The sequence below is a fragment of the Prosthecobacter sp. genome (assembly GCF_034366625.1).
Lineage (GTDB): Bacteria > Verrucomicrobiota > Verrucomicrobiia > Verrucomicrobiales > Verrucomicrobiaceae > Prosthecobacter.
In genome coordinates this window covers 58,672-85,293 of record NZ_JAXMIH010000022.1, presented here as the reverse complement: position 1 = coordinate 85,293, position 26,622 = coordinate 58,672, and the positions used below count along the sequence as shown (strand labels likewise).

Here is a 26,622-nt window from a genome sequence, read left to right as displayed (position 1 = left end):
CAAGGCTGTTGTGGCAATTTTACGCCAGCACCGCTTTCACCGGATGATGCTCCTCCACGCCGGTGAGGCGCTGATCCAGTCCCTGGAACTTGAAGCTGAACTTGCGGTGGTCGATGCCCATGAGGTGGAGGATAGTGGCGTGGAGATCGTTGATGTGGACGGGGTCTTTGACGATGTTGTATCTGAAGTCGTCGGTCTCGCCGTGCTCCACGCCGCCTTTCACACCGCCACCGGCCATCCACATGGTGAAATTGCGTGGGTGGTGATCGCGACCGTAGTTGTCCTTGGTCAGCGTGCCTTGCGAATAGACCGTGCGGCCGAATTCACCGCCCCAGACGACGAGGGTGTCCTGCAGCAGGCCGCGTTGCTTCAAATCCATGACCAACGCGGCGCAGGCACGCTCGGTGTCGGCGACCTGGGCGGCGAGATTTTTCGGCAATCCGCTGTGCTGGTCCCAGCCACGATGCAGGATCTGCACGACGCGGGTGCCGCGCTCGATGAGCCGGCGGGCCATGATGGCGCTGTGAGTGAAGCTGCCACTGCGGTGAACGTCCTCGCCATACATTTCGAGCGTGGCCTTGCTCTCTTTGCTGAGATCGGTGAGCTCGGGCACGCTGGTCTGCATGCGGAAGGCCATTTCATATTGGGCGATGCGCGTTTGAATTTCAGGATCGCCCACGCGGGAGTGATTGATCTGATTCAGCTTGTTGAGCGCGTCGAGCATCGTGCGGCGGTCGGTGGGATCGACGCCAGGAGGGTTCTTCACATACAAAACGGGATCGCCCTGACCACGGAGGGCCACGCCGCTGTATTTCGTGGGCAGGAAGCCGCTGCTCCACATGCGCGTGAAAAGCGCCTGCGCATTGCCTGTGGAAGGGAAGCTGGGAGTGAAAACCACGAAGGAGGGCAGATCGTTGCTCTCGCTGCCGAGGCCGTAGGAAAGCCAGGAACCAATGCTGGGCTTGCCGGGCACCTCACTGCCGGTCATGACGAAGGTGCAGGCCGGATCGTGATTGATGGCGCTAGTGTTGACACTTTTGATGACGGCGATCTCATCCACAATTTTCGCGGTGTGCGGCAGCAGCTCGCTCACAAAGCGTCCACACTGGCCGTGCTGCGCGAATTTGAACATGGAAGGTGCCACAGGGAAGCGCGCCTGACCGCTGGTCATGCCGGTGATGCGCTGGCCGTTGCGCACGCTGTCGGGCAGGTCTTTGTCATAGTGCTGCTGCAACTGCGGCTTGTAGTCCCACAGGTCGAGCTGCGAGGGAGCGCCGTTCATATGCAAGTAGATGATGTGCTTGGCCTTCGGGGCAAAATGCGGCAGCCCAAGGACCGGCGTATGAACGGCGGTGGATGCGGCCCCGGCAAAACGTGTGCCCATCATGCTGGCAAGCGCGATGCTGCCCGCGCGCAGGCCGGTCTGGCCGAAGAACTGGCGGCGGGTCTGGCTACGGTGAAATTCGAGGAAGGGGTCCATGTGACTGACAATACGAAGGTCGGGGGGAAGAGTTTGCGGAAAGCATGGCGTCTGCGGCCACGTTCAGAGCCGCCTATGATGACCCGCTTGCTGCTTTCACTCGCCTTGATCTGCCCGCTGCTGCTTCAAGCCGCTCCCGCAAAGCCCAATGTCGTCTTCCTGCTCGTCGATGACCTGCGCTACAATGCCCTCGGCTGCATGGGCGACAAGATCGTGCAAACACCGAACATTGATCGGCTGGCAAAAGAAGGCGTGCTGTTCAAGAACATGTTCGTCACCACCTCGATCTGCGCCGTGAGCCGGGCGACGTGTCTGACCGGCCAATGGATGCGGCGGCATGGCATCGAAGATTTCGCCGCAGGCATCAGCGACGCGGCATGGAAGGACACGTATCCGGCTCAATTTCGCGCGGCAGGTTTTCACACCGGCTTTATCGGCAAGTATGGTGTGGGCAGTCCGCAGGTGACGACGGAGCGTGGAGCGAGCTTTGACTTCTGGCGCGGCGAACCGGGCCAGGCCGGCAAATTTTTCATCGAGCCGAACGATCCCACCCGCACGCACAAGACCGCGAAGATGGGCAATGACGCGCTGAGTTTCCTGACAAGTGCACCGAAAGACAAACCGTTCTCGCTGAGCATCAGCTTCAACGCCGTGCATGCCCGCGATCACGAAAAGAGAGAGTATGAGCCTGATCCACGCGATGAGGGGCTTTATGACGGCATCGAGATCCCGTTGCCGAAGCTGGCGACGGACGCAGCCTTCAAGCGCCTGCCCGAATTCGTACAGAAGAGCGAAGGCCGCCGCCGTTGGGAGTGGCGCTTCGATGAAGCGCAGAAGGCGCAGGACATCCTGCACGACTACTACCGCCTCATCACCGGTGTGGATCGCGAAATCGGCCGCATCTTGGCGACATTGGAGCAGCAAGGTCAGTTGACGAACACGATCATCATCTTCACCGCCGACAACGGCTATGCGCTCGCTGATCGTGGCATGGCGGATAAATGGTATGCCTATGAAGAGGACATGCGCGTGCCGCTCATCATCCGCGATCCACGGCTGCCGAAGGAACGCCGGGGCATCAGCGTGACCGAGATGGCCCTGAACGTCGATCTCGCGCCCACGATGCTCGATCTGGCCGGAATTTCGGTTCCCGCAGCGATGCAAGGCCGCAGTTTGAAGCCATTGCTCGAAGGCAACGTGCCAAAAGACTGGCGCACCGAGTTCTTCTACGAACATCACACCAAGAAGGACCGCATCCCACCCAGCGAAGCTGTGCGCACGCTGCGCTGGAAGTACATTCGCTGGATCGAGCCCAATCCGCTCGTCGAGGAACTCTACGACCTCGAAGCCGATCCGCTGGAGGAGAAGAACCTTATCACTGACGCGAAGCATGCCGCCATTCTAAAGGAACTGCGCGAGAAGTGGGCGAAGTATCGCGAGAGTTTGAAATAGGCCGCGTTTCCAACCAAACCATCCCATATGATCCGCCGACTATTCCTCTCGTTACTGGCTCTGCCGTTGTTTGTCTCTGCCGCTGATACACCGCCGAATATTGTGATGATCATTTCGGATGACCATCTGTGGAGCGATTACGGGTTCATGGGGCACACGGCCATCCAGACGCCGAATCTCGACAAGTTGGCGGGCGAGAGCCTGACCTTCCGCCGAGGTTACGTGACTAGCAGTCTGTGCTGTCCGAGTCTGGCGACGATGATCACGGGGCTGTATCCGCATCAGCACAAGGTGACGAGCAATGACCCGCCCATTCCGGCCGGAGTGGCAAAAAAAGGCTTTCAAAGCAGCCCGGAGTTTGAAGCAGGCCGTGAGGTGATGAGCAAGCATCTCGAAGAAGCGGGCACGCTGCCAACGATGCTGAAGCAGAAGGGCTACCTGAGCCTGCAAACGGGCAAGTGGTGGCAGAAGCATTACTCACGCGGCGGCTTCACGCACGGGATGACCAAAGGCGGCCGCCATGGCGATTCCGGGCTCGACATCGGCCGCAAGACGATGCAGCCGATCTATGACTTCATTGGCGAGGCGAAGCAGCAGCAGAAGCCATTCTTCATCTGGTATGCGCCGATGATGCCGCACGATCCGCACACGCCGCCGCAGCGTCTGCTCGATAAATACAAGGATAAAGCCCCCAGCGAGCATGTGGCGAAGTATTGGGCCATGGTGGACTGGTTTGATGAGACCTGCGGCGCGCTGGTGAAGCACATCGACGACAACGGCATGAAGGAGAACACGATCTTCGTCTATGTCAGCGACAATGGCTGGATCACGAACCCGAAGACCGGGCGCTACGCCGATAAGTCGAAGCAAAGCCAGTACGACGGCGGCTTGCGTTCGCCGATCATGATTCGCTGGCCCGGCAAGGTGCAGCCGAAGATGTCAGGCGAACTCGCCCAGTCGATCGATCTCGCGCCGACTCTGCTCAAAGCCGCCGGATTGGAGCCGACGAAGGCCATGCCGGGCATCAACTTGCTCGATGACGCCGCTGTGAGTGCCCGCAAGACGATCTATGGCGAATGCTTCACCCACAACTTCGTCGATTTGAACGTCCCCGCCACCAGCCTCAAATGGCGCTGGATCGTCGATGGCCATGACAAGCTCATCGTGCCGAACAAGGCCAACCAGCCGGACGATGTCGTCGAACTCTACGACCTGAAAGCCGATCCGACCGAGGAGAAGAATCTGGCGGCGGAGGGTGCGGACAAGGTGAAGAAATTGTCCGCGAAGTTGGATGCTTGGTGGAAGCCGTGAAAATACGACGGACAACAACTGTATCCGTCGCACTTCAATCCAAGAAACGAAACTCAGGTGTGGACCATAGCGTCTGAATGAATCGCGCCCACAAGTCGCGGGTTTCTTCGGCGGTGGCGTTGCCGGAACTGGAGGATTCGAAGAAGTCGCGGACTTGGGTCTGCTCTTTGTCGGTTGGAGCGCGATTGAGGGAGCTTTGGAAGGCGTTGTGGATGCGCTGCTCGGTCTTGTCGGATGATTTGAGGACGACATCGGCAGCGGCGCGGGCTTGTTCGATGACTTTGGGGGAGTTCATCAGAAACAGGGCCTGGGTGGCGACGGTGCTGGTGGTGCGCTGGGCGATGGGCTGGTTGATGTCGGCGAAGTCGAAGACTTCAAAGAGCGGGTGGCGCACGTTGCGGAAGGCGGCGGTGTAGAGGCTGCGGCGGGTGTCGAGGAACTGATAACCGTACTCGATGTTTTGAATCTTCTGGTCGTTGGCGTCGATGGCTTTGACATCGCTGACACCGGGGCCGCCAAACGAACGATCCAAGGTGCCTGCGGCGACGAGCATGGCATCCCGCAGACACTCGGCATCGAGGCGTTTGCGGTTCATGTGTGCGAGCCAACGATTGTCCGGGTCTTGGCTGATGCTTGGAGCGTTGGAAGCCATGCGGTAGGTCCGGCTCATGACCATTTCTTTGACGAGGCGCTTCAAGTTCCAGCCGTCTTCGATGAATTGGATGGCGAGATGATCGAGCAGCTCGGGGTGGCTTGGCAACTCGCCAGTAGAGCCAAAGTTGTCGGTGGTGCGGACGATGCCGGCACCGAAGAGCCAGTGCCAGACGCGGTTGACCATGACGCGGGCGGTGAGCGGGTGGTCGCGTGAGGTGATCCATTGGGCGAGTTGGAGGCGGCCGCTGGCATCAGCAGGAACGGCGGGTGTGGTGGGGCGCATGGCGGCCTGGATGAAGCTGCGCGGCACGGTGGCACCGAGATTGCGCGTGCTGCCGCGAATGTGAATCTTCGCGTCTTCAGGCGCGGTATCGTCGGCGACGGACATGGCCTCGGGGCGTTCGGGCATGTCTTTTTGCAGAGCTTTGAGCTGTTTTTCGAGAGCGGCGAGCTGCGTTTGGAGCTTTTTGAGGCCGGAGAGCTGCGCTCTGAGCTTCTCATTCTGCGTTTTGACCTTCTTTGGATCCGCTGGTGCAATTTTGACGCCGCTCCCGTCAAGCATGACCTCTGAAGGAATGAACTGCACCGCATCGACCGTGACGTAACCCTGCGAAGCGGCATTTGAGATCAAGACAAAGCCCTGGCCGTTGGCTTCGAAGCGATAGGTGCCCAACGATGCAAACTGCAGGCCCTTGAGGCTGCCGGTGGCCATCTTGATACCCTTCAACTCCTCGCCATCCGCATGCAGGATGGTGACGGTGGCGCTTTCGGCACGGTCAGGACCGCCATTGAAGGCCACGCGCACTTCGTAGAGGCCGGTCTTCGGCAACTTCGGCGTGAAGGAGATGGTCTTCTCGCCTTTGCCGTCATTGTTGTCACTGACGTAGCCGCTGCCGATGTAGGGCGCGTAACTGGTGGAGTTCTTCCACATGCCAACCTTCTGCGCGGCGCTGTCATCGACAACGATGCCGGGGAGATCGCTGACGACGATGGTTTTTCGTTTTCTCAAATCGGCGCTGCCCGCATCGCGCAGATCATCTTTGAGGGCGGCGATTTGATCTTTGAGCGCGGTAGCTTGCTTCTCGTGCTGCTGCATCGCGATTTCAGCCTCGCCATCAAGCGGGAGCGGCGTGTCGATCCAGTGCGCGACGTTGTCGGTGTAGTTTTGGAGCGTCTTGGTGCTGCGCAGGATGCCGGCGAGCGCGTAGTAGTCCTGGGCGGAGATGGGATCGAATTTGTGATCGTGGCAGCGGGCGCAGCCGATGGTGAGGCCGAGGAAGGCACGGCCCAGGGTGTCGAGCTGCTCATCGACGATGTCCATGCGGAGCATGCCTTTGTCCTGCTCTTCGTAATTGGTGGGGCCGAGAGCGAGGAAGCCCGTGGCCGTGACTTGGCGACGGCGTGCGGCGGCATCGGCGGCTGGAAGAAGATCGCCTGCCAAATGCTCGGTGATCATGCGGTCGATGGGCATGTTGTCGCGGATGGACTGGATGACGTAATCACGAAAGCGCCAGGCGTCTTTGAAGGGCAGCGAGCGACCGCCGCCGGAAGATTCGGCAAAGCGCGTGATGTCGAGCCAGTGGGAGGCGAAGCGTTCGGCGAAGGCGTCGGTGGCGATCAGTGAGTCCACGAGTTTTTCATAAGACTGATCCGACGGATTTGGTGGGAGGCCGGTGAGGTCAAAGGTGAGGCGGCGGATGAGTGTGCGCGGGTCGGCGTCGGGGGCCGGAGAGAGCTTATTGGCTTCGAGTTTGGCGAGGATGAAGCGGTCAATGTCGTTGGCGGGCCAGGTTTTGTTTTGCACCAACGGCGGCGGGTGGGCGATGGGCGGCTGGAAGGACCAGAAGCTGGCGTCAGCTCGAGGCTGGCGATGCGAAGCATTTTTTTCGGCGGTGCCGTCGCGTGGATCGGGCGCGCCGGATTCGATCCAGAGCTTGAGGTCGGCGATTTCGCTGTCCTTAAGCTTCCGCTTCGGCGGCATCTTCAAATCACGATCGGTATAGCTGACGGCATGCCAGAGCTTGCTGTCGGTGAGCTTGCCAGGGACGAGGGCGGGGCCGGAATCGCCGCCGGTCTGCCAGCCGGTGCGGGAATCGAGGCGCAGGCCGCCTTTTTGCTTGTCGGGGCCGTGGCAGTCGATGCAGTTGGCGACGAGGAGCGGGCGGATGCGCTGCTCAAAATGCGTCATGTCCGCAGCGCTGGCGGCGGCGGTCATGAATGTGAATACGAGGGCGCGTTGGATCATCAGGGGGTGCGAACGCAAACGAGCGGGGGTTTGAGGCTCTTTCAGGCGGTGAAGCGCAGGACATGATGCTGCGCGTGGCGGCTGATGAGCCGGGTTTGGGAGAGCGTGGCCTGTTTGGCCATGCGAGTGAGCTCGGCCAGTGTCTCGGGGAAGTCGTAGGCAGCGACGTGGGCGCAGGCTTCGTCGATATGTTCGGGCAGGACTTCGGTCCATTGCGTGCGCATGAAGTTCAGGTAGCCTTCGAGGTATTGCTCGCGCGACTGGCCTTCTTCACGCAGGACATCGACCATGATGAACTGACCGCCGGGGGCGAGACGACGTGCGCAGGCGTGGAAAAGCTGCTGCTTGGCCGCTGAGTCGAGATGATGCACGGCGAAGCCGGTGAAGATGATGTCGAAGGTCGATTCGCTGCCCGTGACGGCCTGCAGCAGGTCTTGTTGCTGCAGCGTGATGCCGGCAAGGCCGCGCAAATGTCCGAGTGCTTCTTCGAGAGCGGTGGCGGAGAGATCGACACCGATGTAAGCGGCAGGCGGTGCGGCGTGCAGGCACGGGGCAAGGAAGCGAGCATTGCCGCACCCAAGGTCGAGTACGGTGTAGCTGCCTGATTGGCGGCGCTGGCGCAGCAGATCAGCGATGTGCGCGTAGATCTCGCGATGGAACATGTAGTTCCGCTCGGTGATGGTGTCGTAGAGCGTCCACGCTTTGCGAAACAGCGCGGTATTGTCGTCCTGCGTGAGTGATTGGGCGGGAAGGCTCATGAGGTATGTGAAGGAGTGCCCGCGCGGCCAAGAAGAACGGTGACGGCGCTAAACGCGAGCATGACGGCGATGCCGTTGAGCGCCATGCTCATGTCGTAGCGGGTTTTCAGCCAGGCGACCATTTCAGGGCTGAGGTAGCCGGCGAGATTGCCGACGGAATTGATCCACGCGATGCCGGCAGCGGCGGCGGTGCCGGAGAGGATGGCGGTGGGCAAGGCCCAGAAGCAGGCGGCGGCGGACATGACACCGGTGATGGCGATGGCGAGCGCCACCATCACGAAGCCTGGTGGCAATCCAGGCAGGCCGCTGATCACAAAGGCTGCAGCCGCGATAAGAGCAGACAGGCCGACGTGCCAGCGGCGTTCGCCTGTGCGGTCGGAATGACGGCTGACGAGCACCATGCCGACGGCGGCGCAACCCCACGGAATGGCGGAGTAGAGGCCGATGTGCCATTTGTTTTTGGTGAAGGTGTTTTCGACGATCTGCGGCAGCCAGAACGAGGCACCGTAGATCCCGACAACGATACCGAAGTAGATGAGGCAGCAGAGCCAGACCTGCGGCGACTTGAAGGCGTCGGCGGCGCTGTGGTTGCGATGGCCTTGGGCGCTCTTGGTCTGCTCGTCGGCGTCGATGCGGCTTTGCAGCAGATGTTTTTCCTCGTCGGTGAGCCATTTTGCCTGCGCGGGGCGGTCGGTCAGCAAGAACGGCACAGTGATGCCGACGAGCACGCTGGGAATGCCCTCGATGATGAAGAGCCACTGCCAGGCTTTGAGTCCGTGCCAGCCCTCGGCCACTTGCAGCAACCAGCCGGAGAGCGGCGAGCCAAACACACCTGCCAGCGTGATCGCCGTCATGAACAGCGCCACCATGCGCGCCCGATGTTCACGCGGGAACCAGTACGTCAGATATAAAATGATGCCGGGAAAGAAACCGGCCTCGGCGATGCCGAGCAGGAAGCGCAGCGTGTAGAACGAGGTGGCGCTCGAACTCACGGCCATCAGTGCCGAGACGATGCCCCAACCGACCATGATGCGGGCGATCCACAACCGAGCACCGACGCGATGCAGGATGATGTTTCCCGGCACCTCGAACAGGAAGTAACCGACAAAGAAGATGCCGGAGCCGGTGGCGAATACGGCATCCGAAAACCACGGTTCCACCTTCATGCCGAGCTTCGCAAAGCCCACGTTCACGCGGTCGAGGTAGGCGAGGATGTAGCAGACAAACAGAAAAGGGATCAACCGCCACGCCACTTTGCGATAGGTGGCGGCGGTAAAGGCGTCGGCGGCGTGTTGTTGCGGCATGCGGGCCGCATGAGAGCATCAGCCCGCGCAAATGCCAATCAGTACCAGCGACGATGCCGCTCGCGCGGAGTGACGATCACGCCGCCCGGGCTGAGCGGACTGCGGTTGTTGCGCTCCATGGGAGTGATGGCACGGCCGCCGGGGCTGTAGGGATTGCGGGCGGGCCGTGGCGTGACGTAACAGGAGGCCAGGGTGGTGAGAAGGAGGGCTGAAAGTAGGAGTCTGAATTTCATGCAGACTCATTGAACACCAAGGCCAGGACGTGTGGCAAGCCACAAATAGGCCCCCTGGACTTTGTGAGACTCATGGAAAGGGATGGATTTTCACTTTCGTTTTCTGCCGCCCCTTCCAGATTGCCCGCCTTCAAACCCCGACCCTCATGACCCCCGCCGAAGCCAAAACTCAGCTCGACAACCAAGTCCGCGACATCATCAACTGGCACTTCTCTCCAGAGACTGGCACTCCCTTCTGGCTCGACTGGGCAAAGAAGAACTTCGACCCGCGTGGCGTGGTGAACAGCCATGAAGACATCATCGCCAAATTCCCGCACTTCCAGGATGAATGGCTGCGTGACCTTCAGCCCGAGGTTTGGGTGCCTGCGGCCTTCAAAGGCAAACCATACAACATTTTCGAGACCGGCGGCACCACCGGCATGCCGAAGCAGCGCATCGGCTGGAACGACTTCCGCGTCGATTACGAAGAATTCAGCCACAAGCTCGACGACAAGCACTTTCCGCCCGGCGAAGCCTGGATCATGGTCGGCCCGACCGGCCCGCGTCGTCTGCGTCTCGCGGTGGAGCATCTGGCAAACTATCGCGGCAGTTCCTGCTACTTCATCGACCTCGATCCGCGTTTCGTGAAGAAAGTGATCTCGAACAAGCAGTTTGATGTGGCACGCCAGTACATGGATCACGTCGTCGATCAGGCTGTCACGATCCTGAAGCACCGCAAGATCTCCGCCATCTTCACCACGCCGAAGCTGCTCGAAGCGCTCGCCGAAAAAGTCGATCTCTACGCCATCGGCATTCGCGGCTGCTTCTGCGGTGGCACAACGATGACGCCGCAGTATGTGCGCTTCATCTCGGAAGAAGTGCTGGAGAACCGCATCGGCTTCTACCCGACCTACGGTAACACCTTGATGGGCCTGGCCGCCAGCGTGCAGCTGACGCCGGAGGACAATTTCTCCATCACCTACTACGCGCCGCAGCCACGTGCCGTGCTGCGTGTGGTCGATCCCAAAGCGACCGACAACACCGTCGAGTACGACGCCTGGGGCCGCGTTGAATTGACAACGCTGACCAAGGAGTTCTTCATGCCCCGTTTCCTCGAACGCGACGAAGCCATGCGCCGCAAGCCGCGCGCTCCGTATGCCTGGGACGGAGTCGCCGATGTGCGTCCATTTGGCGCGATGGAGAAGACCATCGTCGAAGGCGTTTATTAGCCCTGCGAGGCAATGATGAATGAGTAAATCCGAATGACTAACCTGTCGGGGTTTGCCATTCGTCATTCCCAGCCTGCAACGCTGCGCGTAGCACTGCGGGCAGGTGATTTCGTCATTGCCGCTGAAAGCGGCCCAAACTCCCGTTTGCATTCCCGCCCATCTCACGCTTTAGGACTCGCAGCTAACCACCTTTGAAGAACCACACGCACGAGACGGCATGAAGATCGCACTGGATGTCATGGGCGGCGATTTCGCCCCTCAAAATCCCATCGGCGGCGTCAAACTCGCCCTCGAAGAGCTGCCTGCGATCACCAAGCTGTTTCTCGTGGGCAAACCGGATGTCATTGAGCAGGAACTCAAACGTCAAGACATCTCCAGCCCGAAGATCGAAATCGTTCCGGCCAGCCAGGTCGTCGAAATGTCCGACAACGGCCTGGCGGCCGTGCGCAAGAAGAAGGACAGCTCCATCAGTATTGCGGTGGATCTCGTGAAGGATGGCAAGGCTGAGGCCGTCGTCAGCGCCGGTCACACCGGTGCTGCCGTGACCGCTTCTTTGATCAAACTGCGTACGCTCACGCACATCGAGCGTCCAGCCATTGCCTCGATCATGCCTTCTTTGACCACGCAATGGATCCTGATCGACGCCGGGGCCAATCCTGACAGTGAGCCACAGCATCTGGTGCAGAACGCCATCATGGGCAGCGCTTTTGCCCGCCATGTGCTCGGTCGCGAGAATCCAACGATTGGCCTGATGTCGAACGGCACCGAGGAGGAGAAGGGCAACGCTCTTTGCAAGGAAACCGGCAAGCTGCTGCGCCACACCCCGGGTTTGAACTTTATCGGCAACGTCGAAGGCCACGATCTGTGGGAGGCGCCGCCGGATGTCGTCGTATGTGACGGCTTCACGGGAAACATCATTTTGAAAAGTGCCGAGGCGCTGGCGCATGTGATCTTCAGCATGGTGAAAAGCGAGATTCACAGCAGCGTGCGCACGAAAATCGGCGGCCTGCTGGCCAAGCCTGCCTTCAAGCGCGTCCATAAGAAAACCAACCCCGACGAGACCGGTGGCATGCCCCTGCTGGGCCTCAACGGCATCACCATCATCTCCCATGGCAGTGCATCTCCGCTTGCCATGAAGAACGCCATCCGGCAGGCTTGCGAATCCATCCAGCATCAGATCAATCCGCACATCGAAGCCGCCGCCACTGCCCATTCCATCGCCCTCCATGCCCGCTCCCAGTAACCAGCCCTTTTGCGCGTCCAGTATCATCGGCACCGGCAGCTACATGCCGGAAAAGGTGCTGACCAACGACGACCTCTCGAAAATCGTCGATACCAATGACGAGTGGATCACCTCGCGCACCGGGATCAAAGAACGCCGCATCGCCGCAGATGATCAGGCCACCAGCGATCTCGCGTCCGAGGCCGCCCGCCGTGCCATGACCGCCGCTGGCGTCACGGCGGAGGAAATCCAGCTCATCATCGTCGCCACGGTGACGCCGGACATGTTCTTCCCGTCCACGGCATGCATCGTGCAGAAGAAGATCGGTGCGTCGAATGCGGTCTGTTTTGATATTTCCGCCGCTTGCTCCGGCTTTTTGTATGCGTTGCAAGTAGCACGTCATTTCATCAACACCGGCAACCGCACCACCGCGCTTGTCATCGGTGCGGAAAAGCTCAGCACCCTCATTAATTGGAAGGACCGCAACACCTGCGTGTTGTTTGGCGATGGCGCTGGCGCCGTTGTCATCCGTCGGGCCGAAGAGGCTGACGCAGAGGCCCCCGGCCGCGTGCTTTCCACCGTCATGGGCAGCGACGGCAATCTGACTGACCTGCTCAAAGTTCCCGGCGGCGGCTCCGCCTGTCCGATCACGCCGGAGAATGCCGGATCACGTCCGAACACGATCCACATGGAAGGACGCGAGACCTTCAAGCACGCCGTCACCCGCATGCTTGAAGCCGCCCAGCAGGCGTTGGAAATGGCCGGGCTGACCGCCGCCGATGTGTCCCTCGTCATCCCGCATCAAGCGAATGCCCGCATCATCACCGCCATCGCCGACAGGCTCAATCTGCCTGCCGAGCGTGTGTTCATGAATCTCGACAAATACGGCAACACCAGCGCGGCCACGATCCCTGTTGCCCTCGACGAAGCGAACAAAGCCGGCCGCCTCAAGCGCGGTGATGTGATCCTGCTCGTCGCCTTCGGCGGCGGTTTCACCTGGGCCAGTTCTGTCGTCCGCTGGTAGTTTCTGGGAACGCGGCGCTCCGTTGCCGCACAGCTTGGGCATGCTTTTGCGCTTTGCATCGCTGTGCAAACCGCCATATTCGCCGCCCTTCGTTCCCATTGACCCATGGCATCGGCATCCAAGCGCATCGTTCTCAAATTCGGCTCCGGCATCCTCACGCGTAAAGACGCGCCCGAGCCGGACCCCGTGCAATTGCGCAAGCTCGTCGAGGCCGTCGCCCTGCTCAAACGCGCCGGGCATGCCGTCATCGTCGTCAGCAGTGGTGCCGTGGCCTCCGGTTTGAAACCGCTCGATTTCAAACAGCGTCCTTCCGACGTGACCACGCTCCAGGCGCTCGCCGCCGTGGGCCAGACACATCTCATGCACGCCTATGAGACGCTGCTGCGTGATCACGGCCTGCATGTGGCCCAGCTTCTCGTCACGCACGAGGACTTCGAGAATGTCGATCGCGCACCACGCGTCAAAGCCGTGCTCGACCGCCTCATGGAGTTCTCCCAAGTCGTCCCTGTCATCAATGAAAACGACTCCGTCGCCATCGAGGAACTGCGTTACGGCGACAACGACAAACTCTCCTCCCGCGTCGCCCGATTCTGGGGCGCGGACGTTTTGATCCTGCTCACCAGCGCCCCCGGGCTGCTGCGTGACATGAAAAAACCCGAGGAAGGACCGATTCCCGTCGTCGAGGATGTTGATGCCGTCATCCACCACGCCGAGGAGGAAAAATCCTCGCTCGGCACCGGCGGCATGATCTCAAAGCTCCGTGCCGTGCAGGACGCCGTGCATGGCGGTGTCGAGTGCATCATCGCCTCCGGCCGCCACGCCGAGCAGATTCCCGGTTTGATCGAGGGCAAGGGGGTTTGCACGCGCTTCCCGGCCTCACGTTCGTAATCCTGCATCCCATGGCCTCTCCTGACATCGCCACACTGCTCATCCACTGCCCGGATCGTCCCGGACTCGTGCATGATGTCACCGGCTTCATTTTCTCGCATCAGGGCAACATCATCGACCTCCAGCAGCACATCGACCCCGAGCAGAACGCCTTCTTCATGCGGCTGGAATGGAGCCTGGAGAAGTTCACACTCGAAAACGAGGAGATCGAGTCCCGCCTGCAACCCCTGGCGCGCCGCCATGACATGCAGATGCGCCTCAGCTTCGCCAGCCAGCGCAAACGCATCGCTTTGTTCGTCACAAAGGAAAACCACTGCATCTACGATCTCCTCGCCCGTCATGAGTCAGGCGATCTGCCCGTGGACATCCCGCTCATCGTCGCCAATCACGAAACCCTGCGGCCTGCCGCAGAGCGTTTCGGCATCCCGTTTCATCATTTCCCAATCACCAAGGACAACAAGAGCGCGCAGGAAGCCGCGCAGATCGAACTGCTGCGCCAGCACCGCATCGACACCGTCGTGCTCGCCCGCTACATGCAGATCATCAGCCCGGCGATGATCGCCGAGTTCCCGCACGCCATCCTCAACATTCACCACAGTTTCCTGCCCGCCTTCGTCGGCGCAAAGCCGTATCATCAGGCCTTTCAGCGTGGCGTGAAGATCATCGGCGCCACCAGCCACTACGTCACCGCCGATCTCGATGAAGGGCCGATCATTCATCAGGACGTGATGCGCGTCAGCCACGAGGACAGCGTGGGCGATCTCGTGCGTCTCGGCCGCGATCTGGAGAAAACCGTCCTCGCCAAAGCCCTCTGGTGGCACGTCCGCGACCGCGTCCTTGTGTTCAAGAACAAGACCGTGGTGTTTGATTGAGTAAGCTCGCTCAATCAAAGCGCCTCAAAGACTGCGGGCGTGCTTGAACGGCAACGCCTTCAAATTGCTGCTGCACGGCCCTGGTGTGTCCACCCACAGCATGCGTGCGGCGATTTTGTCATAAGCGCGGCGATGGGCGACGGCGGCTTTGACGGCAACGACGGAAAGTTTTTCCACCGCGATGTCCTGGCTGTGCCATTGGCCGAGATCGAAGGGCGGCGTCTTCACACTGGTGATGAGAATTGTCAGCCCGGCGTGCTTCACGACGGCGCATCGCCCCATGTCGAAGACATCACCGCACATGCTGGCGAGATGGCTGTTCTTGTCCTCCAGCTCAAAACGACCGTCGTTGAGGGCGATCAGTTCGACCTCAAGTTCAACCGGACCAGCATCGAGGCGGCTGCCTTTGCCACCGAGCTGAATGCGGCGTGCTCCGGCTTCCAAATCGCGCACGGCCTGCGGATCGTTGATGCAGATGGCGGCGTTGGCGATGTCGTGGCGGATCAACGCACGCAGCAGGCCGGTGCCATCGCCTGGAGCACCGCCGCCGATGTTATCGGAGGGCTCGACGAGGACGGTGAGGCCTGCGGGCAGCGGCTTGAGCTTGGTGAGGACTTCGTCGGCGGGCGGATCGGTGATCTGCCCGAGATCCGTGAGTTCATAAGCACGCTGGGCAAGGGCGGCGAGGTGCGGCGTGGCATCCGCCGTGGTGCAGGCCACAAAACTGACGCCGGTGTCAGGCGTGTCGGCAAAGCTGAAACCGGCCACGATGCTCATGGCCCAAAGCGAGTCGTCCTCGCGCTCAAACTGCCGCGCTATCACCTCCAGCGAGCGCATGGGATCACTCGCCGTGCCCGTTCCCGTGGGCGGCCAGAGCAGGCCGGGATGTTTGAGTTGCATGCGCGGCCTTTGACCGGTGGTAAGGCAACGCTGGAGCAAGCGCGCCGCGATCAAACCAGCCTCCCGAGCATCCGTGTGCGGATTTTCGCGATAACCGACAAGACAATCTGCCAGCGCGGCCATCTTGGGTGAAAAGTTGGCGTGCAGATCGAAGACGCCAAAGATCGGCACTTGCGTGAGAGCACGCAGGCGCTGGAGGATTTCGCCTTCGACGTCGAGGATGGTCTGCGAGGCCATCGCGCCATGCAGCACGAGGTAAATGGCGTCGTAATCGGCCTTGGCGGCTGCTGGAGCGATGTCGTTCCAAAACTGCTCGATGACATCGTCGGCGACGGTGGCGGAGGGCTGGGCGCGGTAGTCAGCCGCAGGAATGATCTGCCAGCCAAATTCATCGGCGATTTCGAGCACACCGCCGAGCGGCGAGGCATCGCCTTTGCTGGCGAGCATTTCATCACCACGGCGAATCTGGAAATCCTCAAGGGTGGTGAGGCCGTCGAGGAACGTGTGCGTTTCGTGAAAAAGACCGGCGAGGAGGATGCGGGACATGGCGGCTGGCTGGGCGATGAAAGGTTCGAGGAATGCTGCGTATCAAAGTCGGCCGACGGCCCAAACGTCACGCGGCGGCAAGCTCTGGCAATTTCACGATGGCGGCGTACTCCGCGCCTTTCTCGGCACGAGCGAGACGCATGTCATAATCATGCTGGAGATTGAGCCACAGCTCGGGGCCGGTGCCGAAGGCGTTCCCGAGGCGGATGGCGGTGTCGGGCGTGATGCCACGGCGGCCTTTGACAAGGTCATTGATGCGGCTGACACTGATGCCCGTGGCTTGCGCAAGGCGATACTGGCTGATGCCAGTTGGTTCGAGAAACTCCAGCAGCAGGAGTTCGCCAGGATGGGCGGGGCGCAGCATGGCTGGCTTGGCTTTGGTTTTAGTGGTGCTCATTGTCTGGGTGTTGGTGCAGTGTTTAAATGGCCCCTGACGGGCTAATGGTAGTCGGTGAAATCAACGTTGCGAAGTTCGAGCGGCGGCTCGGTGCAGGTGAAAGTGATGCGCCATTGGTTGTTCACGCGGACGCTCCACAGCTCGGGCTGATTTTTGCGCTGGCCGCCGAGCTTTTTGCAATGCAGCCCCGGAACGGCCTGCAAGATGGCGATGGCGGGAGCGGCGTGCAGCAACTGGAGCTTGCGCAGCGCCTGTTCCTGAACTGCCACCGGCACGCGCTTGACGGGCTTGCCGTTGAAGATGTCAGCGGTGGCTTGGGTGGCGAAGTGAGTGATCACGGGTGAAACATACCATGACCGAAACAGGCGCAAGTTTTTCTTTCTGTTTACGCGTAGTGTTTGACGAGTTTTAACGCACAATGACCCGCGATCCTGGCCGGATGAGTTGCGGAAGTCGGATCGCATCCCAGTTCGCAAAACGAACGCACCCGGCGCTGCGGCTGCGGCCGATGGTGCGCGGCAACGCCGTGCCATGCAGACCGATGCCGGATTTGCTCAAGCCACACCAGAGGATGCCCACCGGGCTGTTGGGGCCGGGTGGGAGCTGATAGGCCTCATCACCGCGCACGCCTTCCTCCAGGAATTGCTTGTCGTAACGGAAGCTGGGCGTGTTCATGATGGTCTTCACCTCCCATTGACCCACGGGAATGAACTGCGGCTTTCCGGGCGTGATCGGAAACGCGGCCAGCATCATCTCCTTCTCGCTGTAAACGGCGGCCATGCGCTCGGTGGTGTCGATCACGATGGTGTGAGTGCTCAGCGTGGCGTCGGCCTTGTAGCTCTGCATCGGCTTCACCTCCTCGATGCGGAAGGAGCGCACGTTCGGCACCACGACGATGTCACCCGGCTTCAGCGCGGTCATGTTCTTCTGCGGATTGATCAGGGCAATGAAGCTCTCGTCCGTATGGAAGCGCTCGGCGATCAGTTCCAGGAGACTGCGATAGGCCATGAAGGGGAACTTCGCCTGATGCTCGGGCTCTTCTGGCAAATGAGGATTCACATACGGCAGCAGGTCCGCTTTGATCTTGTAGGCGGCGTAAGGCACGGGCACCTCGCGCTCGGCGGACTCCTGCACATGACCCCAGTTGTAGAGATCGCGATGACCGTGGGCGTAGTTGTAGTTCACCACGGCCTTGTAAGTGAACTCACCGATCGCCCCGTCGATCTTGCCCGGACCGAACAGGTTGCGGTCGAGAAAAATCTGGATGCGCAGGACCGTGTCGCGATCCTTCGGCACCGAGGGGTCGTCCTTGGCCGGACCGACATCCTGGGCGAAGACGGAGGCAGCCCATGCGCCGATGAAAAGGAGCTTTTTCAACATGGCTGCACGCTAGAGCGGAGTGAGCGATGAGCAAGGCGGCACGAGTTCTTGCCTGAAACGAATCCGGCGCGTAGTTTTGCCGCGCATGCCCGTCACCGTCACTGAAACACGCACCTTGGAGCAGCTCCGCCAGCACTATGAGGTGGAGCGCGAACTCGCCGACCGGCTGCGCCACGCCACCAAAGAACAACGCCGCACGCTCTATTCCGAGGTTTATGACGAGCTGTTCAAACGCGTGCCGCTGCACCCGCAGCACACGAACAAGTCCTCGCCAGATCGTCTTGCGGCGGATGTGGCGGAGAAAATGGAAATCCTCGCGCCCTTCCTCAATGCGAACTCCGTCTTTCTCGAAGTCGGCCCTGGAGACTGCGAATTCGCGAAGACCGTCGCCGAGAAAGTCGCGCGCGTGCTGGCCATCGACGTGTCAGACGAAATCACCCGGAAGCGTGAACTCCCGGCGAATTTGCAGCTTGTGATCTCGGACGGCAGCTCGATTCCCGTGCCTCCGGACAGCGTGAACGTGGCCTACAGCAACCAGTTGATGGAGCATCTGCATCCAGATGATGCGCTGGACCAGTTGCGCGGCCTGCACGCGGCCTTGAAGCCGGGCGGCGTGTACATCTGCATCACACCGAGCCGTCTGACCGGTCCGCATGACATCAGTTGTGTGTTTGATCGCGAGGCGACCGGATTTCACCTCAAGGAATATACCGTGGGCGATCTGGCGGCGCTTTTCCGCCAAGTCGGTTTCAACAAGCTGCGCATCATCTTCGGCGGACGTGGCAAGTTCGTGCTGCTGCCCACCTGGACGGCGTTGATCTGGGAAAAACTGCTCGATTTTCTGCCACACAGCCTGCGCAAGGCCATCGCGCTAAAACCGCCTTTCCGCTGGCTGTTCGGCGTCCGGCTGGCAGGCTTCAAAGACTGAACCAACATCATGAAGGCGCTGTTCATCACCCTCCTCATCTTTGCTTCGGCGTTTCTGATTTACGACCGCTTCATCACTCCGGCCGGAAAGCGCGTGGTGTTTGAGAATCCACCACTGGAACCGCAGAGTGAGCCGCCAGCGAGAACGGTTCACAGCAGTCCGGCACCACGCGTGGTGGACTCCCTGCCCCGACGCCCGGCAGCGACGGCTTTGTGCCGCCGCAGATCGAGCCGCTCGAATCACTCACGAAAAACTGGACGGTGTTTCCTCCCACAGCCTTCCCTCGTCAGGTCAAACTGAGCAAGCCAGTTGAACTGCGCATGGCGGGCGGCAGCACAACCCTGCCCGCAGGATCGACGGCCTTCGCGCTCTCGGCCCAGGCAAACGTGCTCGTCATCGCACCCACGCAGACTTCGCAGGCGCGTGGACAGATCTTTGTGCATGACACCAACATGCCCACGCAGGTGCGTGAATCTTACGAACGCTGGAAGAAGGGCCGCATCGAGATGGCGCAGGCATCTTGGAAGAAGCAGCGGTCCTCCGGCAGTGGGGCAAGCGTCAGCATGCCCCATGCCGTGGACGCCACCGGCAAACCGAAGCGCAATGCCGATGGCAGCTACGATCTGCTGCTGGCGAGCATGCAGTCTGGAGAGGTCACCGAGATCAAACTCAACAAAATCCAGCGCTGGGGCACGCCGCAGGCCACCACCATCGACAACAAGCCCACCTGGGCCGTGAGCGTGTTTTATGAGACCATCGTCTTCTGCGGCCCGATGGACGCCGAAGCGCAGGCCCATGTCCGTGAAGGCAAGGTCGTGCGCTGGATTTATCCGGGATCAGGCGAGCCGGTGCCGTGAGTGGATGTGTGAGACAGGCAGCCTGCCGCTGGGGACCCGCTTTCCGTGGATCACACCTGCCCGCATCGCTACGCACAGCGTTGCCGGCGGGTCATCCCCTTCGCCGTCGCCCCGCAGTTGGATCACGTCATCGCCAATCTGGAGCTGATGCCGCTGCGGATGAACATCGGCAAACGCGCTGCCATGGGGGAGAGGCAGCAGGCACTGGCCCGGCAGTTGAGGAGTGCTGGCTTGTTCTGACGGCCTCCGGCAGGTTTGTCAGCCAATTGCAGCCTGCCCCTGATTTCGACTAATTAAAACTGAGCGGAAGCTCGCACCACTATCCTCTGAGGTCACAAGCCAGTAGCTGTTCTGATCGACAAACCCTTTAGGCCTGAGCTCAGGGAGAAGCTCCCTATAGACCCGGATACCCCAAACTGGAACCAAGTCTTGTTGATCAAGGGCTTGGAAAATTTTGGCGCGATTGATCTCCAGATGTTGATTCGACTTACTCCACTCGTCCGGAAAATTCAGCTGTTGGAAATACGCTATTTCCATGCGATCCCTGCCCACGAACTGCATGGCGTCGTCGGTTCCACGGCAATCTACAATTCCTCCAGCGACGCGAAGAAATTTCGTTGGCGATTGAGCTGAGGTTTCACCATCGGTGCCACGCCAATGGCTTTCAGTGACCAGCGGAATCATTGGAATTGCCACGGGTTCGCCGGAATCAGAAAGAGTGTGCCACATCTCCGGTTCGCCATCAGTCACCCAAGGTGCCCAAACCGCCAACCGAAGTGGCGCATAAACACCTCCTCCGAAATGTCCCTTGATTTCGTGGACTGAGAAAGACGACGTCCACAAGCTTGGATCGAACCCAACGTCGCGTTCGATGAGATGAACCTGCGCTCTTGGGACAGCGACGCAGGAGACCCACGCCGCAATCTGAATTCCAACCGCGTGATCTTTCATGGAAAGAAACCCGGCCAACATGATCGGTTCGTCGGCACCAGCCGCAAACCAGTTCACCGGATCCGGCCAGGCCGCTCGTTCGAGCCATTGGATTCCGCGGTCAGGTTGTCGTGTCTCGGCAAGATCAGGCGTGGGAGCGATACCTGTCGGATTCCAAGGAAGGCGAAACTCCGGAACAACATCCGGACGATCACCCGCCAGTGGGTCCGGCATTCCTGAGCCGAGGTTGGACTGGTTGGTGATCATTTCAAACGCGACGTTCCTATCATCCCTCCCGGGTAATCGGTCACTAAGGAAGGACGACACTACGTTCACGGCGGACCACACGTATTTTTCCCTGAACATCGCCACGGCACTTCTGGAACCATGGCTTGCCTGACTGTGCTGACGCAAGATGGCGATGTCAGCGCCCAAGATTTCTCCCGGAGCTTGCCCGCGTGGATCGCCGTAAAACGTCTCCTTGTTCCAACCCCAATTCTTGACCAAGGCTACAATTAGGCCATTGCCGAGTTGTTTTGGGCTGAGAGATTCGCTTGCCGAAACTTCAAGTGCGTAATCTGCCAAGATGGCTTCGGCTTCAGGGCTGAAACTAGCGGGAGGGGATTCTGATCTGAATCGAAAATCTTCGAGGTTCTCTTCCAGAGGCCTTGGTTCCGAAGACTCCTCCTCATTTTCGGCGAGACTAGTGGATTCCACGCCACTCTCCTCGCAGGTCTCTGCGATCTTCGTCATAGGATGGAAAAAGGAGTTCCAGAAAGTATGTTTTTGGGTCCTTGCCTCTATCTCCTCTTCAATCTCCGCGCGGACCGCAGGTTCGACCTCCAGTGATCCGTCTGCGACCGCATCCAGAATCTGCTTGGACACCTTCGCATAGCGCCGAGACTGACCTTCCTCGGACCGTTGCCACACGTGTTCGAAAAACGGGGTGCTAGCCTCATTGGCGACATACCAATCGAGATCCAACGTAAGAGGTAAGTCTCCCCCACCCCGTCCCTCTCCCGCCGCGAGAGCCACCGCTTCTTTGTCGATTGGCAGCTTCACACCAACCGGAAGATAGGGTGGTGTTGCGTCGTCTCGTACGGATTGAGGGAGTTCGGTTCCGATGGTGAATGCGCGTTCGATGACCAGCCTGGCAGCATGCCTTGCAACTACGCTCGGATGGTCCTTTTCGTCTCGTTTGTCGAAGAAAATCGCATGCACGGCTTTGGCCAAATCGTCAGCGGTGCCATGTTCGACCAGTTCCAAGACAGCACCCGCAGCCGCCACCACGACCGATTCCACGACTTGAACATCGTCAACGGTTGCGAAGTTAAGGAGGAGTTTGGCAAGTTCGGCGGGACAACTCGAACCCCATTTGGCGAGGCGCGCAATGGCCTGGCTCTGCCGCTCATGGATCACGCTCGATGTCACCCATGCGACCAAGATCGACGCAGAAACCGCTGAGTCGTCGTCCCTCAATGTGATCGCATCGTGGATCGGACTTCCGTTGCCCTCCCAAGGTCCGCCGCAATTATCGGGAAGCCAATCGGGCCCTGACCAGACGAGATCCCTTTCTGTCATGCTCATCCGGGTGAACTCCTGATGGAGAAACTCGGCCCCGAACGTGGCACCCGGTATCCGGGATGACGGCAAAATCAATTCGGCAACCAACATACGGCAAGACACCATGTCCCGCCCGAGGAGGTGTGTTACCCATTCAATGTGCGCTAACGCTTTTTCGGGGCGAAGATCGTTGATCCCCCGTGCGTGGCACTCCTCCATCACCCTTTCATCTATATATGGGCGCCAAAGCCCCGATTCCATTAGTGAAAGATCCTCTTTCAAAAGCAATGAGACAACAAGGGCTATGGAATTCTGTCGTCCATAGATCACCTGCGGAAAGAGTTTTTCTTTCGCAAATCTCAGTGTGTATCGATCAAGCTTGGGGAAATGCCTTCGGATCTTCAGAAGTAGCCAGAAATCGGGCCGCCAAGTCTTGATGACTTTGCTGATCCGCGTGGCGACATTCTTAGCAAGAATGTAATCGAGGAGCGCGTTGAAACCCGGCCTAACAATCACCCGGTCGGGCTTCATGGATCCGGTGGGAGCCCTGTAGAGCTCGATAAGACCATGCTGTGTGGCCGATTGCTCGAAGAGTGCCGCTGCGTTCTCGATCGTGATTCCAAGCCGAGCCAAGCAATCGCGGACAGCTTCGGCGAATTGCGCATACGAGCATCGCTCCTCAGTGAGAAAGACAGGAACAAGTGCATCAAGAATCCCGAGGGACAATTCTTTGTTTTTAGGCCAAGACTGATTCCGATGGTTCAATTCGCCGTCGAGCCGTACCAGCTTCAGCTTGAAGAGTTCAGCCAGAGTCGTTACGAAATCCTGCCCCGGTGCGATGGTTCGCCCCTGATACACTTCTGCAAACACTCGGATTGCAAGAGGCGTCCTCAGTGCCCAAGCGACTCCAGCGGGCGAAGGTACCTTGATGTCATATTTCCGTGTATAAGCCTGAAAGATCTCGGGAAGATGATCGGAAAGGTCGGGAGCATGTAAATGAAGCGAACTAAAGCGTTCGTCACTGGTGGAGAGCCAGGAGACGGATTCCGGACGAGTCGTCACGATGGCAGCAATGAGGGGCCGGCATTTGCAGAGATTGGCAAGTTCCTTGAGGCGCTCGTTCCACTTTTCCGGATCGGGACTCTCGTCAGGACCATCCAGAGCCAGGATCGCCCGGCGCGGCGCCGACCGGGGCTCAGGAGATTCGCGCCACGCGAACAAACTCGAAGCGTCGAGAGCGTCGAGAATTTGATCGGCGGTCCAATTTGGCCGGTTGCTTGCCTGTCCGAGTATTTCGTTCCAACTGCTATGCGGATTGAAGGCACGAGCGGGAAGCACGAGGACCGGAACTCCCTCCTCAGAAGCGATGTCGCATAAATTGGTAATTGTCTGGGTTTTCCCCGTTCCAGCGTCGCCCAACACGAGCAGCATGCGGCGAAGGCGCTGTTGGGTCTCCAGCAACTTTCGGACGGCTTCGAGATTGTCTTCAAGTCCTTTGACTGCTTCGAGGACCGATTGTGTGGGGGAAGTCGCAAAAGTCAGCCGGTCTCTCCCTCCCAGTTCCTTCCAAAGCCGGGAGACGGTCTCCCAGATTTGCCATTCGATAGAGCAATCGATGTTAATGGAGGGAAGGCCTTGGGATTCCACCGCAGTCTTCAGGAGTTGAAGATTCGCCAACGAAGAGTCAATGGCTTCGACCAGAGTTGCGCAATCCGACAAGGCTTGTGGACTGTGATCCCCAGGAAGGTTTTTCAAATTGCTGATTCTCTCCCGCTTCTGCTCCAGCGAATTGGCCAAGCGTAGGATCTTTACTTTCAGATCCTGTGCGGCCCGGGGTGAATTCACAAACCAGGAAAGATCCTCATCGAGAATCGTGGACACATGGAGATCTGGGACGTAGCGAAGATCCATCCACGCCGATTTGACCCGGTCAAATTGCTGACGCCAATGATCGCGTGGAATCAATTCACCATCAAACCAATAGGCACCGATCGTTTCTGAATCGGGCTGTTGAAGCCATTCTCGGATTCCGGTTTCGCCTCTGTATTCCAGTGTGACATTGGGGTAAGCGACCTTCGCATCGGCATCGAATGTTTGCCACCTATCCAGTTGGGAAGTGCCCGAGCTACCCCGTCCCCTTGCCGGGAGGAGATTTAGCGGGCAACAAACGACATACCGACTAAGCGTTGGATGGCGAGTGGCCGCCGACCGAAGCGACGTCTCGATCTGATTTTTTTGAGAGTCGTGGAATCCGTCCCACCATGCCTTAGCCTGCAACCCCACGACCGAGTCATCATTCAAAATTGCGAATGCCTCAACGCCGCCATCTCCACCACGCCCATCGACGAAATAGAAAGAGCGGATTGAATCTCCGTATTCCCTACGACACCAGCGCTCAAATACTTGGCAGCAGAGGGCTTCGAATGCAGCATCTCGGGATTCGTGGCGTTGATTAAATGAGTCCCACATATTGTACGGCAAAGTGCTTGAGCCGGGCGCGCATGGTGTCGGGCCGCTGGACTAGTTCCAGGAGGTGCTCCGGCCTGTGGAAGGCGAAGACAGGCCGCGAGCGCAAGTCGGGGCCGCGCTGGTCGCGGAAGTTCGTCTCGATGCCGGTGGACTCAAAGGTGAACGGCAGCGGATCGGCCCAGCGCTGGGGAATCCACTTCCGGGCGTGGGTGTAGCGCGCGCTCTGCTCGGCGGTGCCGGAGAGCGTGGTGCCTGCTTTCTTCGCCTCGACCACGCCGAGCGCTTTGATGTCCTCGAAGAGGATGTAGTCGGCAGGACCGCCGAAGGATTGCATCTCACGCACCGCGACGCCACGAGCGGCTGACAGATTCAGCTCGTCCAAACTCTGCACCACCCAGCCCGCCGCCGCCAGCATGGTGTCGATGTTGCTGCGGGCGAGTTGTTCCGGGAGATCGGGCATGCGGGTATTTTGCTTATCCAAGCGGGGAATGAATCTGAAGGCAAGGATTTGCGCAGAGCGCAGGAAGGAAGACGAGGAGACGAGGAGTGGTGGAGACTGGGAGATTTGGAGACGTGTCATCCCAATTTTCACACCAAGTTCGCGGCACCTGATGGCAAGTGATCCGATCCTGATGTGCTTTTTTGCTTTTTTGACATCAAGTTCGCGGCACCTGATGGCAAGTGGTCCGGGAATGATGTCATTTTTTGCTTTTCTCACATCAGGTTCGCGGCACCTGATGGCAAGTGGCCCGATCTTGATGTGCTTTTTTGCTTTTTTTACATCAAGTTCGCGAAAAAGAGTCGGGATTTGGGGAGGGGTTTGGCAATTGATTCGCTCACGCCTCACGCTCGTCTCACCCTGCGGGCTTCGCTCCGCTCAGTCTATCTCGCCCGTCGCCAACGTGCTCGGTTTTAGGAACTTAGCGCGGCCATCTAAAGGAATACTTAGATGGTTGGAACGTGGGCGAATGGGTGCTGAAAATGAATGCCCTTAGCGCGCTGACGTGGCGTGAAGCTGCATCTGTTTAAGGAAGCCTGAAAAATCCACTTGCAATAACTTCCACGTTTGTTATAATTTCCATTGTCCTGATGAAGGACTGTTTACGTCCAACCAACAGCCAAACCAACCAGACCATGAAAACGACAGTCAGTGCCGCGGCACCCGATGATGGTGCCAACCCCGGCGGAGGCGCAGCCTCTGCCAGCCAGCCAACCGACCAACGCACCGCCCGGAGCCCCGGCGCGATGACCCACCCCACCACCCCCGCGAGCGTGCCGACCGGCCGCTACAACCAGGGCCACCGCTACGGCACCATCCGCTACGCGGTGGGAGATCCCCTGCCACCGGTGAACGAGGGGGCCAAGGTGAAGATGGGGCTCTCTGAGAAGACCACGAACCAACTGATCCCCTACATTCAGAACCACATCGAGATGATGACGGGGAACCTGAACTTCGTGACACCGCAGCCACCGGCGGTGGACTTCCTGGCGCAGTTCAACGCCTACCAAGTGGTGGCGCTGGCGGCGATCAACGCGGAGTCCGCCTGGAAGGACGCCGTGGCCCAGCGGGATCAACTGCGGGCGGACATCACGGCAGCGATGAACGTGCGCGGTGCCTACGTGCAGGAGGCCAGCAATGGCAACCGCCAGGTGATCCTGAGCAGCGGCCTGGGGGTGAAGAACACACCCACGCCGGTAACCAGCATCGCCGCGCCGACGAACCTGCGCGTGGACCTGAACGGCGAGGCCGGGATGATGAAGATCCGCTGGAACAGTGTGACGGCGGCGAAGACCTACGTGCTGCAGTGCAGCCCGGACGTGACGCCGCGTGTGTGGGAGCAGTTGGAAAGCACGACGAAAACGCTGGTGACGAAGACGCTGGAGGTGGGGGTGACTTATGCCTTCCGCGTGGCCGCCAACGGCACCCCCGGCCAGAGCAACTGGAGCGCGGAAACCATCCGCGGTGCCGCCTGAGGCGCTGGAGGCGAACCACCCGCTGTG

General features: G+C 59.7%; 22 protein-coding genes. 11 read left to right on the top strand and 11 right to left on the bottom strand.

Features of this window, described 5'->3' with window-relative positions:
• Positions 1-19: 19 nt before the first annotated feature.
• Positions 20-1,480 carry a DUF1501 domain-containing protein gene (locus tag U1A53_RS20615; protein ID WP_322283748.1) on the bottom strand — a complete coding sequence of 487 codons (1,461 nt, stop codon included), beginning with the start codon at positions 1,478-1,480 and terminating at the stop codon, positions 20-22.
• An 87-nt stretch (positions 1,481-1,567) separates the two neighbouring features.
• On the opposite strand from U1A53_RS20615, the gene U1A53_RS20610 reads away from it, so the two are divergent.
• Positions 1,568-2,932: a sulfatase gene (locus U1A53_RS20610; protein ID WP_322283747.1), complete on the top strand. Its 1,365-nt coding sequence runs from the start codon at positions 1,568-1,570 to the stop codon at positions 2,930-2,932.
• A gap of 27 nt (positions 2,933-2,959) precedes the next feature.
• A complete protein-coding gene (locus U1A53_RS20605) occupies positions 2,960-4,243 on the top strand; it encodes a sulfatase (protein ID WP_322283746.1) in 1,284 nt (427 codons plus the stop codon).
• Positions 4,244-4,277: 34 nt separating this feature from the next.
• Here U1A53_RS20605 and U1A53_RS20600 read toward each other — a convergent pair whose 3' ends face one another.
• The 4 genes from U1A53_RS20600 to U1A53_RS20585 all read right to left on the bottom strand — a co-directional run bounded on the left by U1A53_RS20600 (position 4,278) and on the right by U1A53_RS20585 (position 9,437).
• Complete coding sequence (locus tag U1A53_RS20600) at positions 4,278-7,112, bottom strand: DUF1553 domain-containing protein (protein WP_322283745.1); 2,835 nt, start codon at positions 7,110-7,112, stop codon at positions 4,278-4,280.
• A gap of 71 nt (positions 7,113-7,183) precedes the next feature.
• Complete coding sequence (locus U1A53_RS20595; RefSeq protein WP_322283744.1) at positions 7,184-7,900, bottom strand: class I SAM-dependent methyltransferase; 717 nt, start codon at positions 7,898-7,900, stop codon at positions 7,184-7,186.
• Complete coding sequence (locus tag U1A53_RS20590) at positions 7,897-9,204, bottom strand: MFS transporter (protein ID WP_322283743.1); 1,308 nt, start codon at positions 9,202-9,204, stop codon at positions 7,897-7,899. Before U1A53_RS20590 ends, U1A53_RS20595 begins: the two co-directional genes overlap by 4 nt.
• Before the next feature lie 38 nt (positions 9,205-9,242).
• Complete coding sequence (locus U1A53_RS20585; RefSeq protein WP_322283742.1) at positions 9,243-9,437, bottom strand: hypothetical protein; 195 nt, start codon at positions 9,435-9,437, stop codon at positions 9,243-9,245.
• A 146-nt stretch (positions 9,438-9,583) separates the two neighbouring features.
• Here U1A53_RS20585 and U1A53_RS20580 point away from each other — a divergent pair, with 146 nt between their 5' ends.
• From U1A53_RS20580 to purU, 5 genes are all read left to right on the top strand, one after another.
• Positions 9,584-10,645 (top strand): hypothetical protein, encoded by a 1,062-nt coding sequence (locus tag U1A53_RS20580; protein WP_322283741.1) that lies wholly within the window; start codon positions 9,584-9,586, stop codon positions 10,643-10,645.
• 217 nt (positions 10,646-10,862) lie between these two features.
• Positions 10,863-11,888, top strand: a complete 1,026-nt coding sequence (gene plsX, locus U1A53_RS20575; RefSeq protein WP_322283740.1) for a phosphate acyltransferase PlsX — start codon at positions 10,863-10,865, stop codon at positions 11,886-11,888.
• A complete protein-coding gene (locus tag U1A53_RS20570) occupies positions 11,872-12,891 on the top strand; it encodes a beta-ketoacyl-ACP synthase III (protein WP_322283739.1) in 1,020 nt (339 codons plus the stop codon). Before plsX ends, U1A53_RS20570 begins: the two co-directional genes overlap by 17 nt.
• Before the next feature lie 105 nt (positions 12,892-12,996).
• Positions 12,997-13,779 carry a glutamate 5-kinase gene (gene proB / locus U1A53_RS20565; protein ID WP_322283738.1) on the top strand — a complete coding sequence of 261 codons (783 nt, stop codon included), beginning with the start codon at positions 12,997-12,999 and terminating at the stop codon, positions 13,777-13,779.
• Positions 13,780-13,790: 11 nt separating this feature from the next.
• Positions 13,791-14,651 carry a formyltetrahydrofolate deformylase gene (gene purU, locus U1A53_RS20560; protein ID WP_322283737.1) on the top strand — a complete coding sequence of 287 codons (861 nt, stop codon included), beginning with the start codon at positions 13,791-13,793 and terminating at the stop codon, positions 14,649-14,651.
• A gap of 24 nt (positions 14,652-14,675) precedes the next feature.
• Here the strand turns inward: purU and U1A53_RS20555 are convergent, their stop codons facing one another.
• The 4 genes from U1A53_RS20555 to U1A53_RS20540 form a co-directional block, all read right to left on the bottom strand.
• Positions 14,676-16,097: a M81 family metallopeptidase gene (locus U1A53_RS20555; protein WP_322283736.1), complete on the bottom strand. Its 1,422-nt coding sequence runs from the start codon at positions 16,095-16,097 to the stop codon at positions 14,676-14,678.
• Positions 16,098-16,164: 67 nt separating this feature from the next.
• Positions 16,165-16,494 (bottom strand): HigA family addiction module antitoxin, encoded by a 330-nt coding sequence (locus U1A53_RS20550; RefSeq protein WP_322283735.1) that lies wholly within the window; start codon positions 16,492-16,494, stop codon positions 16,165-16,167.
• 41 nt (positions 16,495-16,535) lie between these two features.
• Positions 16,536-16,832 carry a type II toxin-antitoxin system RelE/ParE family toxin gene (locus tag U1A53_RS20545; RefSeq protein ID WP_322283734.1) on the bottom strand — a complete coding sequence of 99 codons (297 nt, stop codon included), beginning with the start codon at positions 16,830-16,832 and terminating at the stop codon, positions 16,536-16,538.
• Positions 16,833-16,902: 70 nt separating this feature from the next.
• The gene (locus tag U1A53_RS20540) at positions 16,903-17,874 is read right to left on the bottom strand and encodes a L,D-transpeptidase (protein ID WP_322283733.1); all 972 of its coding nucleotides are present in this window, start codon (positions 17,872-17,874) and stop codon (positions 16,903-16,905) included.
• Positions 17,875-17,959: 85 nt separating this feature from the next.
• Between U1A53_RS20540 and U1A53_RS20535 the strand changes: the two genes are divergently transcribed.
• The 3 genes from U1A53_RS20535 (at position 17,960) to U1A53_RS20525 (ending at position 19,899) form a co-directional block, all read left to right on the top strand.
• Positions 17,960-18,802, top strand: a complete 843-nt coding sequence (locus U1A53_RS20535; protein WP_322283732.1) for a class I SAM-dependent methyltransferase — start codon at positions 17,960-17,962, stop codon at positions 18,800-18,802.
• Positions 18,803-19,014: 212 nt separating this feature from the next.
• Complete coding sequence (locus U1A53_RS20530) at positions 19,015-19,659, top strand: hypothetical protein (protein ID WP_322283731.1); 645 nt, start codon at positions 19,015-19,017, stop codon at positions 19,657-19,659.
• A gap of 45 nt (positions 19,660-19,704) precedes the next feature.
• The gene (locus tag U1A53_RS20525) at positions 19,705-19,899 is read left to right on the top strand and encodes a hypothetical protein (protein ID WP_322283730.1); all 195 of its coding nucleotides are present in this window, start codon (positions 19,705-19,707) and stop codon (positions 19,897-19,899) included.
• Positions 19,900-19,917: 18 nt separating this feature from the next.
• On the opposite strand, the gene U1A53_RS20520 is transcribed toward U1A53_RS20525, so the two are convergent.
• Both U1A53_RS20520 and U1A53_RS20515 read right to left on the bottom strand, forming a co-directional pair.
• On the bottom strand, positions 19,918-24,621 hold the full coding sequence (locus U1A53_RS20520; protein WP_322283729.1) for an ATP-binding protein: 4,704 nt from the start codon (positions 24,619-24,621) through the stop codon (positions 19,918-19,920).
• Positions 24,605-25,081, bottom strand: coding sequence for a hypothetical protein (locus tag U1A53_RS20515; RefSeq protein WP_322283728.1), 477 nt, complete (start codon positions 25,079-25,081; stop codon positions 24,605-24,607). The genes U1A53_RS20520 and U1A53_RS20515 overlap by 17 nt, the downstream gene beginning before the upstream one ends.
• 674 nt (positions 25,082-25,755) lie before the next feature.
• Here U1A53_RS20515 and U1A53_RS20510 point away from each other — a divergent pair.
• The gene (locus U1A53_RS20510) at positions 25,756-26,595 is read left to right on the top strand and encodes a hypothetical protein (RefSeq protein ID WP_322283727.1); all 840 of its coding nucleotides are present in this window, start codon (positions 25,756-25,758) and stop codon (positions 26,593-26,595) included.
• Positions 26,596-26,622: the final 27 nt, after the last annotated feature.